Source organism: Chitinophaga sp. RCC_12, from assembly GCF_041360695.1.
GTDB lineage: Bacteria > Bacteroidota > Bacteroidia > Chitinophagales > Chitinophagaceae > Chitinophaga.
This window is the reverse complement of sequence record NZ_JBFUPS010000008.1, coordinates 144,976-161,098: the sequence shown is the minus strand read 5'-3', so window position 1 is coordinate 161,098 and position 16,123 is coordinate 144,976. Positions and strand designations below refer to the sequence as shown.

The window sequence follows — 16,123 nt, the reverse complement described above, 5'->3', positions numbered from 1 at the left end:
AAAAGTATTACTCACAATGAAAAGTAACGTGCTGCGTTTGTTATATTTACCGGATGAACAGGTTTATGTCTTCCCGTAAAAAACAACTGTTTATGACCTATATTCCGCGTAGACATTTCCTTAAAGCAGCCTCCCTCAGCGCATTGGCGGGCGCTTTGCCACTGGTATCCAAGGCAATAGCCCATCCTGATAACATGGATCCCGACAAAGACAGCGAAAGGATATATTTTATCAACGACGGTATCTTTTACAGGCCGGCAGATTATATACAACAACTTCAACTTATCCAGCAACAGCATCCTATCACCAGGGATTTTTATGGTACGGACGGCACACTGAAAGAATTGCTGGACAAATGCTGTGAAATCACCGGCAAAGAGGCGGCGATATACATGCCATCCGGCACACTAGCCAACCAGCTGGCCTTACAGGTGCTTTCCGGTGATCATCCAAAAGTAATGGTACAGGAAAGCAGCCACGTTTACCGTGATGAAGCCGATGCAGCACAAACGGTGTTTAATAAAAGACTGGTTCCCCTGGGAAAAGACCAGGCTGCTTTTACATTGGAGGAACTGAAGCAGGCCATCAGCTGGCATAAAACAGAAGAAGCGTTTGAAGCCCCGGTGGGTGCACTCTCCATAGAAACGCCGGTGAGAAGATTCAGCAATACTTTTTTTCCTTTGGAAGATATCACCGCCATCACTGCCTATTGCCGGGAGCAGGGCATAAAAACACACCTGGATGGCGCGCGGCTGCATATATCGGCCGCGTTTACCGGGAATAAAGTAATCGACTATACGAAAAACTTCGACACGGTATATCTCTGCCTTTATAAATACCTCGGTGCACAGGGCGGCGCTATCCTGTGCGGTGAAAAGAAAGTGATCGACAAAATGCCGCACCTGCTGAAAGTACATGGCGGCGGCATTTTCACCAACTGGGGAAATGCAGCCATGGCCTTGCATCACCTGCGGGACATCGACGGAGTATTACAGGCATCTATCAAAAAAGCACAGGCGTTGTTTAAAGAGCTGAACAACATTAACGGTATAAAAATAACGGCAAGGGAAAGAGGGACCAATATCTTTGACCTGCATTTTGATAAACAGACCGATACCGTAAAAGCAGCCAAATGGCTCCGGGAAGAGAAAGGAATTATTGTGGGTCAGCCGCAGGCTTATGGTGCTTCGCGTATGATGGTGAACCCGACTATACTCAGAAGGGATAACGCCGCTATTACCACTGCATTTTCAACTGCGCTGCGTATCAGCAGCTGATTGCTGTATGTTATATTTCAGACCGGCTTACATAGCTGCCAACCCGGCCAGTTTCTTTTGAATGGTTTGTTTATCTGCTTCGGTTTTAGCCAGTAATAAAGCTTTTTGAAGATGGGTAACGGCACGGTTATTATCAATATCTGTATACAATTCTCCCAGCAGCACAAAATAATAGTGGTTATCCGTCAGCTGCAGTTTTTCTGCTTCCGCGATGGCTGCTTCCTTCCCGTTGGCTTTTGACAATGCATATGTTCTGTTCAATGCCGCCACCGGCGAATAGCAGATTTGCAGCAAACGGTTATACAGTTGCAGGATACTCTCCCACTTTTCCGGTGTATCCTGCTTTTGTGTATTCCAGTAAGCGATAGTAGCTTCAAGATGATAACGGGAGAGCTTTTTACCACCGGAGGCTTCATGCAGGAACCACGCGCCTTTGGCGATCAGCGCTTCATTCCAGCGTGACTCGTCCTGGTCCCGGTACAGGATAAGCTCACCGTTTTCATTTTTCCGTGCTTCAAACCGCGATGCGTGAAAACACATCAGGGCAAATAAGGCATTTACCTCCGGCGTATTGGTAGCGGCATTTTCCAGCAAGAGGTAAGTCAGCCGCATGGCCTCCAGGCAGAAATCTTCCCGCAACACGGCATCCTGGCTTTCAGAATAATAGCCTTCATTGAAAAGCAGGTACAGTGTGGTGAGTACCGTATCCAGGCGTTTTTTGATCTCCGTTTCTCCCGGGAACTCCATCTGCACTTTTGCTTCGCGCAGTTTTTCTTTCGCCCGGAACAAACGTTTATTGATAATTTCCTTATTGGTTAAAAATGCGTTGGCAATTTCTGTAATCCCAAACCCGCAGAGCACGCGGAGTGCAAGCCCAATCTGCGCTTCCTTTGAAATACCAGGATGACAAATAGCGAATATCATCTGCAACTGGCTATCAGTGATATTTTTATCAGACAGGTCGATGTCGGGTTCTTCACTGCCAGGGGAAGTATACTTGATCTGGCTGGCAATTTTTGCTGCAAACAGTTGATTCCGCTGAAAGTAATTCTTCGCCTTATTTTTTGCCACGAGATATAGCCATGCTGTTGGATTCTCCGGAATTCCTTTATAGGTCCAGGTTTCCATTGCCGACAAAAACGTTTCACTGGCAATGTCTTCCGCCACCTGCAGGTGTTCTATGCCAAAAACCTTGCAGAGCACCGCCGTTATTTTCCGGAACTCTGTACGGAACAAATGTGGTATTAATTCGGATTGTGCCATACATTAAAACAGCCCCTGTTGCACAGGGGCTTATACTTTTTAGTGACGATCCACTTTCCTTACTTCCACCGTATTACCGTCTCCCTGCAATACCGGGCTTCCTTTTGCGAACTTCACCGCTTCTTCTACGGATGCTGCTTTTACAATAATGTAGCCGCCGATGGTTTCTTTAATTTCGCCGAAAGGCCCGTTAGTCACCACGTTATTATGATGCACTACCCTGCTGTCGGCAAAAGGCAAACCATTTCCTTCTACAAATTTGTTTTGTGCGGCAATGCCGCCGATCCAGTCCATCGTTTGTTTCATCCAAACCTGGATTTGCTCCGGGGAGGCCACTTTGTTGCCATCTTCGTGTCTGAAAATCAACATAAATTCTTCCATCTTTTTAAAGTTTTAAGTGTGATAATATACCTTATAACAAATGGAATGGCAGCAATTGGACATACCGGATCAAATATAACGGAATAAAAAATCAAACGGCAGGGATGGCCGCCGGTGGTTAAGTAGCAGCGGATTGTTCCGCAGCAATACAACTATAGCTCAGCGGGGCCTAACCGGTATACGCGGAAACCATCGTCGAACGCGGCGCCGGTTTCCTCTTTTATTGCCTTGCCGGCTCTCCGTATCCGCTCTTTCCCTATCTCGCAAATATTTTTATACCCGGCATGATAAGCGTCGCTGTCTTCAGCCGTAAGCTGTGGCTCCTGCACCAGGATAAATTTCCGCTGCTGCCCCGTGTGCGCAGCCAGTGAAAATACCGCATGCGCAGTGGTGGCAGACCCGGAAAAGAAATCCAGCACAATATCGCCTGCGGAGGTAGACAGGGCGATGAGTTCACTGATGAGAGATACCGGTTTTGAATACTCAAATATCTTCCCTTCAAACAATTTGCCCATATCTTTCCTGGCATTATCGTTTGAAAACCGGTTATCAATAAAATCAAGGCTGGTGAAGGCTTTGGTTCTTTCTTTCATTTCCACCGCATACCCGCTGCCTGCTTTGGAAATAGTGGCCTTCTCGTATGTTTTTGTATAAATGCGGTAGCCGTGCCTTGATTGCTTCAGCACCACAAACCCATGCTTTAAACCAAATTCATACAGCCCTTTGCTCCATCTCCAGCAAAAATCACTTTGGGGGTTACGCTGCTGCCTTTTCAGCATTTCTTCCCGGGTAACATTTCCGGGTCTCAGCACCTGCCCGTCTATTTCAATTTCATAATCAAGCGAGGCAGAATACTGGATAGAGCTGTAATCGAGCGTTTGATTTAATTTATACCTGCCTCTTTCCGGTTCATATTCATCAGCGTTGGTGTATCCCTGCGCTTCAAATGTGGTCGTATTAAAGCGCGCGTAAGGTGACCGGCGATAGCACAATACATAATCGTTATTCCTGGCGATCATGCTGGTGGATTTACCGGCTTTTTTTGTGAGGCGTGGCAGGCAGCTCACAAAATTTATCTCTCCAAAAATCTCATCACAGATCCTGCGGAGGTTAGGCAATTCCCTGTCGTCAATGGAAATAAAAATGATCCCGTCTTCGCGCAACAAAGCAGCGGCCAGTTTCAGCCGGGGGTACATCATGGAAAGCCAGTTAGCGTGGTATCTGCCGCCCACCTCCGGGGATTCATCCGGTGGACTGTTCAATGGTTGATGGTTTCCGTTGCTTTGTGTAAAATTGTCACTGTATACAAAATTTCTACCGGTATTATAGGGCGGATCAATGTAGATCATTTTTACTTTAGCGAGATAGTGCGGCTGCAACAATTTCAGTACTTCGAGATTATCTCCTTCGATATAAATATTCGCCGTTTCATCAAAGTGCAGGGAATCTGTTTTTACCGGGTGCAGTGCCTGTGTAGCCGGCTTGCCGGCGGAAATAATGGCAGCGCGCTTCCCGGGCCAGTCCAGGCGGTATCTTTCCCTGGGACCTTCTACTACTGCATGGCCAATTTCCTGCTTCAGCAAATCAAAATCAACCACTTTACCATTGGCACTTTCCACCACACAATCCGGAAAAAGGGCGGCAAGCTTTTCAAGATTTTCATTCACCAAAGAGGGCGAAGTATGGTCTGGTTTCTCCATGCTGATCGGCTTCAGTTTATTACTGCCGGCAAATGCCGGCCCAACTGCTAAAGTAGGGAAATATTACAGCATCTGCCAGTCGGCTTTTTGTAATACCATATTATGTGTATGCCATATTTTCCCGCCTACCTCCGTGGTACCGGCCATCTCCGGGTTAATCCGGAAACCCAGCTGCGTGTAACACGCAATGGCGTTGTGGTTCCAGTCGAACACATTCAGGTCAACCGCCGTATGCTCCGTAGTACTGAATAACCTGTTCACCATTTCTTTCACCACCTGTTTTCCCAATCCTTTATTACGCATGTTCTTGTCGCCTATCAGGATGCGGGATAAGCGGGGCATTTCCTTTTCAAAATTCAGTTCACAATGACCAATCACCTCACCGGTTTCCACTAACCGGATCTTAAAAGGTTTCTTTTGGGTTTGTTCCAGGTAGGCGGTTAGTTGCCCGTGGGTTAACGGGTAAGTAAACAACGGGCCTGCAAACTGTACCAATGCTTCTTCATTGTCGATCCAGGATATAAAACGGTCAAAGTCCGCAGCAGTAAATGTTTCCAGTTGTATCATGCCCTTAAAAATAGACCATTGCGGGTAAAAATACAAATACCCGGAGTTGGTCAAAAGTTCTTCTCTCAAAAAAAATTACCCAAAAGCTTGCAAACTTAAACGTTTAAGCATATTTTTAAAAGATGAAGAAAGTCTCGCTGAAAGATATCGCTACCGAAGCAGGTGTATCCACTGCGCTGGTATCTTATGTGCTGACCAACAAAGACAAGAAGGCCCGGATCGGGGAAGAGATGGCGAAGAAGATCCGTGAAATTGCGCGGAAACTGAACTATCAGCCCAATCATATTGCGCGCAGCCTTAAAAGCGGCCGGTCTTTTACCATTGGCCTGATCGTGGCGGACATTTCCAATCCTTTCTTTGCCAATATTGCCCGGACTATTGAAGACGAGGCCAAAAAACACAATTACAACGTGATTTTTGGCAGCTCAGATGAAAACGTGGATAAGTCGCAGGACCTGATCAATGTGCTCGTAAACCGGCAGGTAGATGGCCTTATTATCACTCCTACCGAAGGATCGGAGCAGCAGATCCTGCAGCTGAAAGAGCAGAAAATCCCTTTTGTGCTGATCGACCGGTTCTTTCCGGAGATTCCGGCCAGTTATATTGCCGTTAATAACCGCGAGTCCGCCGCAACAGCAGTATCGCATCTTATTAAACTGGGCAGAAAACGGATTGGCATGGTGGCTTATAAAACCACGCTGCACCATATCAGCGAAAGGATAGGCGGCTACCAGGACGCGTTGCAGCAACATGATATAAAAGCAAGTAATAGTTTGCTGAAGAAGGCAAGGTACTCGCATTTGAAAGAAGATATCAGGCTGGCGATTGATCAGCTGCTGAAAGGAAAACAGCCAGCAGATGCTATCTTCTTTGCTACCAACAGCCTGGCGATAGAGGGATTGAAATACATTAATACACTGGGTATACGCATACCCGATGATTTGGCGGTGATTACATTTGATGAAGGAGAAGCGCTGGATTTGTTTTACGCACCTGTAACATTTGTACGACAGCCGATCCTTGAAATAGGAAAGGCCGCAGTGCGCGTGCTGCTGGAACAGATCCTGGACCATACTACTGCCACCACCGCGATTTGCATTGACACAACGCTGGTGGTAAGAAAATCCTGTGGCAGCCGGTAACACACGACCACGCGTGAAAGTGATCTTTAAAAATTTACCCGATTGCTTAAACGATAAAGCTATATTCAGAAGAAACCCGTAAAACCTAATCTTTTAATATTCACGTATGATGAAAAAGTTATTGCTTCTTTCTTTTATTGCGCTCTTCACATGGACGGCCACCAGCGCCCAGCAACCCTTTAATGGCCTGGAGATGAACATGGGAAACCTCTACCGTTTGTCTGATGCCAAAACCCGTTCTATCAGCCCCGAAAACTTTACCGGCGAACCCGGCAAAGGCGGCATGGCCACACTCGACCAGGGCAATGCCCGTAGCGCAGCAAAAGAGCTGGGCCAGGGCTGGAAAGTAAATCCTTATATTCATATTGAGCCCGGGAAAACCGTTACCCTCGCGGAAATCAGCGGTCCCGGCGCCATTCAGCATATATGGATGACACCCACCGGCAACTGGCGCTACTCTATCCTCCGTTTTTACTGGGACGATGAAACCACGCCTTCCGTAGAAGTGCCGGTAGGCGATTTCTTTGGGATGGGCTGGGGCGAATATGCACCGCTCAATTCACTGGCCGTATGTGTAAATCCAGGCAGCGCCTTCAACTGCTACTGGGCTATGCCCTTCCGCAAGAAGTGCCGCATCACTATGGAAAATATCAACACAGAAAGAATGACCTTGTACTACCAGGTCGACTACACGCTTACTAACGTACCAGAAGACGCCGGCTATTTCCATGCACAGTTCCGCCGCAATAATCCCGTGAAAGACGCGAGCTTTACCATGATCGATGGTGTGAAGGGAAAAGGCCAGTACGTAGGCACCTACATCGCCTGGGGCGTCAACAACAACGGCTGGTGGGGCGAAGGAGAAATAAAATTCTTTATGGATGGCGATAAACAATATCCCACTATTTGCGGCACCGGCACGGAAGATTATTTCTGCGGCTCCTACAACTTCGACACGAAAGGCCGCTACCAGGAATTCTGCACACCTTATTCCGGGTTATCACAGGTAATACGCCCCGACGGGTTGTATAAATCACAGCAACGGTTTGGATTGTACCGCTGGCATATTATGGACCCAATACGTTTTGAAAAAGAACTGAAGATCACCATCCAGGACCTGGGCTGGCGCAGCGGCGGACGCTATCTTCCGCAACAATCGGATATCAGCAGCGTAGTGTACTGGTACCAGCGTGAACCACACGCTCCGTTCCCGAAACTGCCGGCTATGAACGACCTGGAAGTAAACTAATCATAAAAATAAAGGAAGATGAACAGAACCTCGTTGACAGGATTGCAGATGATAGGCAATAACTTTTCCGGTGAAGGTGACCACACCTTCCGGGCATTCGCTCCTGCGCAGCAGCAATGGCTGCCGCAGGAATTCAGGGAAGCTACTACCGGCGAAATTGACTCGGCTTTAAACTTAGCCGCACAGGCTTTCACCGTTTATAAAAAAACAACCTCGCTGCAAAGGGCCGCTTTCCTTGAGGCGATTGCGGAGGAAATAATTTCCCTGGGAGATGAACTAATCAACGTTGCGTCGGCGGAGAGCGGGCTGCCACTACCAAGGCTGCAGGGCGAAAGAGACCGCACCACCGGTCAGCTGCGGCTGTTTGCCGCTACCATCATGGAAGGCTCCTGGGTAAATGCGCGAATCACCACGCCTGCTCCCGACCTGCGGCAAATGCAGATTCCCATAGGCGTTACCGGTATCTTTGGCGCCAGCAATTTTCCGCTGGCATTTTCCGTGGCCGGCGGAGACACCACCGCCGCACTGGCGGCCGGCTGTACCGTGGTGTTCAAAGCGCATCCTGCACATCCGCATACCTCACATTTAACTGCTACGGCTATACGTAAAGCAGTGCTCCGCACCAATATGCCCGATGGCGTATTCTCCCTGGTGCATGGCACCTCCCATGAAACAGGGCAATACCTGGCCGCTCATCCGCTGGTAGCTGCCATCGCCTTTACCGGCTCCTTCAAAGGAGGAAAAGCACTATATGATACGGCTACACGAAGAGCGGTACCCATCCCGGTATTTGCGGAAATGGGCAGCGTAAACCCGGTATTTTTTCTTCCGGGGATACTCCGCGAGAAAGGCGCTGCCCTGGCCACACAATTCCTGCAATCTGTTACCCTGGGCACCGGGCAGTTTTGTACCAATCCCGGTTTGTTCATCACCGCTGCCGGCGGGTCCACCGATACCTTTATCAGCGCCCTGCAGCAAGGCATAAGCACACTGCCCAATGGCTATATGCTAACACCGGGGATCCTGGCGGCGTATAACAACGGTATTGCCACCCTGCGTGAGCAGGGCGTACAAATACTGGGCGAAGCCACTCCTGCCGATCAACAGGCAGCCCCCAGCCTGCTGCAGGTTACCGCAGCCCAGGCGTTGGAAAACCCGGCTCTTTGTCACGAGGTATTTGGCCCTTCTTCGCTGCATATTCATGCCGGCAGCATCGAAGAAATATACACGGTAGCCAGGAAGCTGGAAGGTCAGCTTACCGCTACCATTCACGGTACCGGAGAAGAACTGCAGCAACACGCCGCTTTGATCGACATCCTGCGGGAGAAAGCCGGCAGGATCATCATCAACGGATTTCCTACAGGCGTAGCCGTTAGTCATGCGATGGTACATGGTGGCCCCTGGCCCGCTACCACGCCGGCCGCCGGCACATCCGTAGGCACCGCAGCGATCTATCGCTTCTGCCGCCCCGTATGTTACCAGGACTTCCCCGCTTACCTGCTGCCACCGGAATTACAAGACGAAAATCCAACGAATATATGGCGACAGGTGAATGGCGATATTTCAAAAAAATCCCTCTAAATAATAAGTATGGACCTGGGTTTAAAAGATAAGATCATCATCGTAACCGGCGGCGCCAAAGGCATTGGCGCCGCTATCAGCGCCGTGCTGGCACAGGAAGGCGCCATCCCTGTTATTATCGGCAGAAGTGAAGCCGATAATCTCCTGCAACTGGAACGTATCCGTGAAGCAGGTGGCCAGGGTGCACAGGCAGTAGCGGAACTCACCGATCCGCAGGCCTGCGAAAAAGCCGTGGCCGCGGTTGCCGCGGAATTCGGGCGCATCGACGGGCTGGTAAACAATGCTGGTATCAACGATGGCGTTGGACTGGAGAAAGGAAACTACGAAGCGTTTATGCAATCACTGCACCGCAACCTCGTACACTATTACCTGATGGCGCATCATGCACTTCCCTACCTCAAAATATCAAAAGGCGCCATTGTAAATATCACCTCAAAAACCGCAGAAACCGGTCAGGGTAACACTTCCGCTTATGCTGCCGCCAACGGTGGCCGCAATGCGCTTACCCGTGAATGGGCCGTGGAACTGTTGCCTTTCAGCATCCGTGTAAACGCCATCGTGGTAGCTGAATCGTGGACGCCTTTATACGAAAACTGGATCAATACCTTCCCCGACAAAGAAGCGAAACTGGCCAGCATCGTGGAACGCATTCCCCTCGAAAAACGCATGACCACCCCTGAAGAAATTGCACAAATGACCGCCTTCCTCCTGTCGGGGAAATCGAGCCATACTACCGGGCAACTTATTCATGTGGATGGGGGCTATGTACACCTCGACAGGGCACTGGTATAAATTATTTTATTCAAGCAATAATGAAACAAAGCATATTACAAATCCATCCTGGTGACAATGTTTGGGTAGCCTTGCAAAACATTCCTGCCGGCACCTCGGTGAGCAATGGCGGGCAAACGGTAACAGCTATACGTGATGTTGCCGCCAAACATAAAATAACGGCAGGCAATATCCCGAAAGATGCGCCCATCATTATGTACGGCGTACTGGTAGGACTGGCCAATGAAGATCTTCCTGCCGGGGAACTCATCACCACCGGGAATATACGGCATGCCTCCGGTCAGTTCAGCGTGAGCGGTGAACGCCACGCCGAATGGACACCGCCGGATACATCTCCCTGGAAAAACCGCACCTTTATGGGCTATCACCGAAATGATGGCCGCGTAGGCACCGGTAACTACTGGGTAATCATTCCCCTGGTGTTCTGCGAAAACCGTAACGTACAACTGCTGCATGAGATGCTGGTGAAAGAGCTGGGCTACCGGGAACCCTCTCCCTATGAATCCATGCTGCAACAATTGCTGCAGGATTTCCGGCAGGGCGTACAACCAGGTCGCTCCGCTGCTGCGGCCACACTTACGCTGCCTACCCGCACCTTTCCCAATATAGATGGTATTAAATTACTCTCGCACACCATGGGCTGCGGCGGCACTAAAGACGATGCACGTACCCTCTGCGGATTACTGGCGGGTTACATCACACATCCCAATGTAGCCGGCGCCACGGTGTTAAGCCTTGGATGCCAGAATGCACAGATCAGTATCCTCAAGGAAGAAATTGAAAAACGTTCGCCCGGCTTCGACAGACCGGTGATCTGTCTCGAACAGCAACAGGTAGGTTCGGAAAAAGAACTGATGACACAGGCATTGCAACAAACCTTTGAAGGGTTAACGCAGGCCAACAGCTGGCAGCGGCAACCAGCGCCACTCAGCAAATTATGCATTGGCATGGAATGCGGCGGCTCCGATGGGTTCTCCGGTATCTCTGCCAACCCCGCTGTTGGCAAAGTGGCCGATATAGTGGTAGCGCTGGGCGGTTCTGTGATACTTTCAGAGTTCCCGGAACTGTGCGGTGTGGAGCAGGAACTGAGCGATCGGTGCGTTACTACGGACATGGCTGCACGCTATGTGCAACTGATGCGCGATTACGCCAGCAGAGCGGAAGCAGTAGGCTCCGGCTTCGACTCCAATCCTTCTGCCGGTAATATCCGCGATGGCCTCATTACAGACGCCATCAAGTCGGCAGGAGCGGCGAAAAAAGGAGGCTCCTCCCCTGTAACCGATGTAATAGATTATCCCGGTTGGGTACAACATCCTGGTCTTGCCCTGCTCTGTACGCCTGGCAGTGACGTAGAATCCACTACAGCGGAAGTAGGCGCAGGCGCTAACATTGTACTGTTCACCACGGGTCTTGGTACGCCTACCGGCAACCCTGTTACGCCAGTCGTTAAATTATCTACCAACAGTATCCTCGCCCGCAAAATGCATGATATCATTGATCTTGATACCGGCACCATCATCAGCGGAGAAGAAACCATCGATGAAGTGGCTGCCCGCATTATGGAAATGGTGATCAATACCGCCAGCGGCAACTACCAGACAAAAGCACAGGTACTCGGACAGGATGATTTTATTCCCTGGAAAAGAGGGGTATCACTATAGTTCATATTTTATCAAGCTAAAAATGCCATCGTTATGAAATCTATCCTTCTCTCCGGTTGTATTGCTGCAGCGCTTTTTAGCTGTAACGGCGCCGGACCAACGAAAGCACCCAATCATATGAAGCCCGTAAATTTTGGTGAAGACGTATCCTTTTTACAACAACATCTGAAGAACGTTGTGGTATTAAAAAATGGCAGCGACAGCGGCCGGCTGGTGGTTACCGGCGACTACCAGGCACGCGTAATGACCAGCACCACCGGCGGCGACAAAGGAAAGAGTTTTGGCTGGATCAACTACAACCTGGTGTCATCACAGCAATACGCACCGCATATCAATGCCTTTGGCGGCGAAGAACGCTTCTGGCTGGGCCCTGAAGGCGGGCAATATGCGCTCTTCTTTCCACCGGGAAAACCTTTCGACTTTGCCAACTGGCAAACGCCCGGCCTGATAGATACGGCACATTATACGGTAACTGCGCAAACAGAGAACAGTATTACCTATCAACAGGAAGGAACGATTCAAAATTATAAAGGCAGTACCTTTCAATTGCAGATCAACAGAACCATCCGGTTGCTGAACAATGCCGATATCGTTTCCAGTATTGGATTTGCGTTACCTTCAGGCATTAGCAGCGTAGCCTATGAAACCGACAATACCATTACCAATAAAGGCGACAGCAGCTGGCAGGAAGAAAACGGGTTACTGAGCATCTGGCTGCTGGGCATGTTTAAACCATCCGATCAAACCGCCATTGTAGCGCCTTTCAGACCAGGGCGCGATGCCAGGCAACATATTACGGATGATTATTTCGGTAAGATACCACCACAGAATTTACAGGTAAAAGACAGCCTGCTGTTGTTCCGCGCAGATGGAAAGTCGCGTGGCAAACTGGGCCTCTCTCCTCTCGTGGCCAAAAGAGGCGCAGGCAGTATTGACCTTGAAAACAACACGCTCACGGTATTGCTTTATGATGTAGTACCACAGGGCCGTTATGTAAATTCAAAATGGGAATTGCAGAAAGAACCATTCAAAGGCGACGCAGTGAATTGTTACAATGATGGTCCCCTTGCCGACGGCACGCAAATGGGTCCCTTCTATGAAGTAGAGTCCTCCTCCGATGCGCGGGCCCTGAAGGCAGGCGAATCGCTCCGTTACCGGCAAACGACCCTGCACTTTGAAGGCGACCGTAAAGCATTGCAGGCGCTGGCTATGCAGTTATGGCAACTCCCACTGGAAGACGTTCAACATTTTCTTACCAACAAATAATTCCAAATGAATAGCATCCGCATTTATAAAACCACTACTACTTTACTCATCGCTTACCAGGAGCAGTACTATACTGTTATTGCCGGCTGGAATGAATTCGTAAACAGGGAAGCATTATACCAGCGTGTGGTAGAAGATCTGAAAGGATTGTCGCCTGTTGAAAAATCCGTGGCCGAAAAAATACTGGCAACATCGCTGCAGCCACCTATTGGCTCACAGGAAGTATGGGCTGCCGGCGTTACTTATTACCGGAGCCGCACCGCCCGCATGGAAGAATCAGAGATATCAGGCGGCGCCACTTTCTATGATAAAGTATATGTAGCCGAACGTCCTGAATTATTTTTCAAGGCTACGCCACACCGCGTAGCCGGTCATGGGCAAACCGTGTATATCCGTGAAGACTCCTCCTGGGATGTACCGGAGCCGGAACTGACCTTGTTTATCAGCAGCAAAGGTACTATTGAAGGCTATACCATTGGCAACGACATGAGTTCGCGCAGCATAGAAGGAGAAAATCCTTTGTATCTGCCGCAGGCAAAAGTATACGAGAAATGCGCCGGGCTTGGCCCCTGCCTGATGGTGCCTGATAAACCGGTTCCCCCGGACACTATCATCCGCATGGCTATTTACCGGAACAACGAAGTGCAATATTCCGACAGCGTGCCTATCAGCCAGATGAAACGCAGTCACCAGGAGCTGGTGGATTTCTTATACCGCGGCTGCGCCTTCCCTGATGGCTGTTTCCTGATGACCGGCACCTGCCTGGTACCGGACAATAGTTTCACGTTACAGGACAACGACCGGGTGGAGATCAGCATCGATCATATAGGACAGCTGGTGAACGAAGTACAGACTTACCGCTTATAATTAAAAAATATCTTTATGAATTCCACTGCAGCCATCCAACAAGAGGCGCCCACCGCTTCTCCTGCTTCGCGTCAGCTGAAACTTGCTACTGTACTTATTATCAGCCTTTTCTTTTTATGGGCGCTCACGGGCAATCTCATTCCTGTACTAATACCACATCTCCGGAAAGCCTGCCAGCTGAACGATTTCCAGTCGGCTTTTATTGACGCTGCCTATTGGATCAGCTATTTCTTTTTTGCTTTGCCGGCGGCCTGGGTGATGCGCAAATGGAGTTACAAAACCGGTATCATCACGGGTTTGCTCATTGCCGCTGCGGGCGCTGTGCTGTTTTTCCCGGCCGCAGAACTGCGTTCATTTGGCTTATTCCTCTTTGCCCTGTTCCTAGTAGCTGCTGGCATGACCTTCCTGGAAACCGCTGCCAATCCGTATATCACCATTATGGGCACGCCCGAAACAGCGGTGCAGCGACTCAATTTTGCGCAGGCCTTTAATGGCCTGGGCGCTTTTGTAGCGGCTTTTTTCCTGAGTAAAGTGATCCTTTCCGGGAAGGAACTCACCGCAGCGCAAAGCAGCAGTATGTCGCCCGAAGCATTGAACCAATACCTGCTTACCGAAGCACGTTCCGTTCAGGTTCCGTACCTGGCAATTGCAGGCGTGTTGCTGTTTACAGCGTTACTATTCCGGTTGGTACGTTTCCCCAAAATACATGAAGAGCATAGTGGCGGCTTGAGTGTTAACCTGCGTGTATTCAGGCATGTTCATTTCCGGTGGGGGGTGATTGCACAGTTCGCATATGTAGGTGCGCAGGTTTGTATCTCCAGTTTCTTTATCCGTTATGCAGGCTACAGTGGTCATATGCAGGAAAAAGAAGCAACTACCTATTTAGGATTATTGCTGCTTTGCTTTATGACGGGCAGGTATGCGGGTACATTATTCATGCGGAAAATAGCACCGCAACGATTATTGCTGCTATACAGTATTGCGTGCGTATTATTGTTGTGTTATAGTGTAGCCGTTGGCGGTAGAACGGGCGTTTACTTTTTGCTGGCAGTAGAATTCTTTATGTCTATTATGTTTCCTACTATTTTTTCATTGGCGATCAAAGATCTTGGTAACGAAACGAAATCGGCATCTGCTTTCCTGGTAATGTCTATCGTAGGCGGAGCATTGATACCACTGGCCCTGGGTGCAGTGAGTTTTTACAGCAATGTGCAGCTGGCATACATAGTGCCATTGATTTGTTTTGCGGTAGTAGGTTATTATGCGTTAAGACGAGCGGCGCCGGTTACTGTTCCAGCAATTCACTAATGGGTTTACGGGTCAGGCCAAAATATACTTTCTCACCCGCATTATATTTTTCCCGTAATTCAAAGTTTTCGAAAGATGGACCACCGGGTATATTGATGTATGCGTTCGGATCGGTGCTTCCACCGCTCCAGTATTTCGCCCGCCCGTTTACCCTTACCTGCAGTGAGCTATCGGCTTCGTGGGCTTCTTTGCGCCAGTATTGGGTAAGTGTATAAAAAGGGCGATACCGCCAGCCCCAGCGGGCGGCATGTTGTTCATCCTCCGGCCAGGCGGCCAGCTCTTTTAATGATTCGTCGGGTTGTGCCATTACCAGGTAGTCGCCGCTTTTGTTACGCAACAGCTGCTGTACCGGGTACGGTGCTTTTTCCACGAACCCGGTGCCATCATACCCGCCATATAACGTCTTAGCATACACGACTTTATCCTTCAGGTGTAATTTCCTCAATCGCGCATAGTTACCCATGGTAGCGGTGATGCCGCATCGCTCCATGGGCGTACCGCCTGGCTGGTGGAATACTTCTATACATAGTTCTTCCGGCCGGTTGCTGCTGATGCTCAAACGGAGATAAGGCCGGGCGCCGTTTTCAAATGCCTCCATGAAAACAAATAAGCTGAGGGTGGTATATTCCGGATGCTGCGGATCAGGATGTGAAAGCACGCCGCGGGTACCGGCAGCAGCCGTAAACCGGCCTGGGTCACTGGTTTCGCCGGTCCACATCAACTTGCCCCACTTCCCGTCTACCCGTGAAGGGGAGATTTCACTGAACTCAATTTTGCCATTCACTACCGGCTCTATGGCGATGTAGTTAAGATGGTACACGATGCCTTTCCATTCATACCCGATGCGTAGCAGTCCCCGGGGGCCGCCATCATTGCCGGGCCGCGCCCCTTCTATCGCAGCGGGCCACAGCCCGATTACAATACCATTGCGTATCCCCCACACCGGTGGACTGGCGGCATTATCGGGTCTGATCCATTGCGGTTCCGACACTGGTTGCTGCGCAGATGCAGTGCTAACGGCAACGATTATACTAAAAACCAGGCAGCGGTAAATGTTCATCTGTTATTA

The 16,123-nt window shown here is 49.7% G+C and carries 14 protein-coding genes; 9 read left to right on the top strand and 5 right to left on the bottom strand.

Annotated elements, in window-relative coordinates:
• Positions 1-53 precede the first annotated feature (53 nt).
• The gene (locus AB6805_RS22430; protein WP_370911685.1) at positions 54-1,277 is read left to right on the top strand and encodes a low specificity L-threonine aldolase; all 1,224 of its coding nucleotides are present in this window, start codon (positions 54-56) and stop codon (positions 1,275-1,277) included.
• A gap of 27 nt (positions 1,278-1,304) precedes the next feature.
• Here the strand turns inward: AB6805_RS22430 and AB6805_RS22425 are convergent, their stop codons facing one another.
• The 4 genes from AB6805_RS22425 to AB6805_RS22410 all read right to left on the bottom strand — a co-directional run bounded on the left by AB6805_RS22425 (position 1,305) and on the right by AB6805_RS22410 (position 5,188).
• Positions 1,305-2,540 (bottom strand): RNA polymerase sigma factor, encoded by a 1,236-nt coding sequence (locus AB6805_RS22425; protein ID WP_370911684.1) that lies wholly within the window; start codon positions 2,538-2,540, stop codon positions 1,305-1,307.
• 39 nt (positions 2,541-2,579) lie between these two features.
• The gene (locus AB6805_RS22420) at positions 2,580-2,921 is read right to left on the bottom strand and encodes a YciI family protein (protein ID WP_370911683.1); all 342 of its coding nucleotides are present in this window, start codon (positions 2,919-2,921) and stop codon (positions 2,580-2,582) included.
• Between the two features lie 152 nt (positions 2,922-3,073).
• Positions 3,074-4,621 carry a site-specific DNA-methyltransferase gene (locus tag AB6805_RS22415; protein WP_370911682.1) on the bottom strand — a complete coding sequence of 516 codons (1,548 nt, stop codon included), beginning with the start codon at positions 4,619-4,621 and terminating at the stop codon, positions 3,074-3,076.
• 63 nt (positions 4,622-4,684) lie between these two features.
• A complete protein-coding gene (locus AB6805_RS22410) occupies positions 4,685-5,188 on the bottom strand; it encodes a GNAT family N-acetyltransferase (RefSeq protein ID WP_370911681.1) in 504 nt (167 codons plus the stop codon).
• Between the two features lie 122 nt (positions 5,189-5,310).
• Here AB6805_RS22410 and AB6805_RS22405 point away from each other — a divergent pair, with 122 nt between their 5' ends.
• From AB6805_RS22405 to fucP, 8 genes are all read left to right on the top strand, one after another.
• Positions 5,311-6,330, top strand: a complete 1,020-nt coding sequence (locus tag AB6805_RS22405; protein WP_370911680.1) for a LacI family DNA-binding transcriptional regulator — start codon at positions 5,311-5,313, stop codon at positions 6,328-6,330.
• 106 nt (positions 6,331-6,436) lie between these two features.
• The gene (locus tag AB6805_RS22400) at positions 6,437-7,579 is read left to right on the top strand and encodes a glycoside hydrolase family 172 protein (protein WP_370911679.1); all 1,143 of its coding nucleotides are present in this window, start codon (positions 6,437-6,439) and stop codon (positions 7,577-7,579) included.
• Positions 7,580-7,597: 18 nt separating this feature from the next.
• Positions 7,598-9,160 (top strand): aldehyde dehydrogenase (NADP(+)), encoded by a 1,563-nt coding sequence (locus AB6805_RS22395; protein WP_370911678.1) that lies wholly within the window; start codon positions 7,598-7,600, stop codon positions 9,158-9,160.
• A 9-nt stretch (positions 9,161-9,169) separates the two neighbouring features.
• A complete protein-coding gene (locus AB6805_RS22390; RefSeq protein ID WP_370911677.1) occupies positions 9,170-9,952 on the top strand; it encodes an SDR family oxidoreductase in 783 nt (260 codons plus the stop codon).
• Between the two features lie 20 nt (positions 9,953-9,972).
• Entirely contained in the window at positions 9,973-11,613 is a 1,641-nt protein-coding gene (locus tag AB6805_RS22385) for a UxaA family hydrolase (RefSeq protein ID WP_370911676.1), read from the top strand.
• A 33-nt stretch (positions 11,614-11,646) separates the two neighbouring features.
• Complete coding sequence (locus tag AB6805_RS22380; protein ID WP_370911675.1) at positions 11,647-12,879, top strand: DUF6786 family protein; 1,233 nt, start codon at positions 11,647-11,649, stop codon at positions 12,877-12,879.
• Positions 12,880-12,885: 6 nt separating this feature from the next.
• Entirely contained in the window at positions 12,886-13,746 is an 861-nt protein-coding gene (locus AB6805_RS22375; RefSeq protein WP_370911674.1) for a fumarylacetoacetate hydrolase family protein, read from the top strand.
• Positions 13,747-13,761: 15 nt separating this feature from the next.
• Positions 13,762-15,054, top strand: a complete 1,293-nt coding sequence (gene fucP / locus AB6805_RS22370; protein ID WP_370911673.1) for an L-fucose:H+ symporter permease — start codon at positions 13,762-13,764, stop codon at positions 15,052-15,054.
• Here fucP and AB6805_RS22365 read toward each other — a convergent pair.
• Entirely contained in the window at positions 15,032-16,114 is a 1,083-nt protein-coding gene (locus AB6805_RS22365; protein ID WP_370911672.1) for a hypothetical protein, read from the bottom strand. The genes fucP and AB6805_RS22365 overlap by 23 nt on opposite strands.
• Between the last annotated feature and the right edge of the window lie 9 nt (positions 16,115-16,123).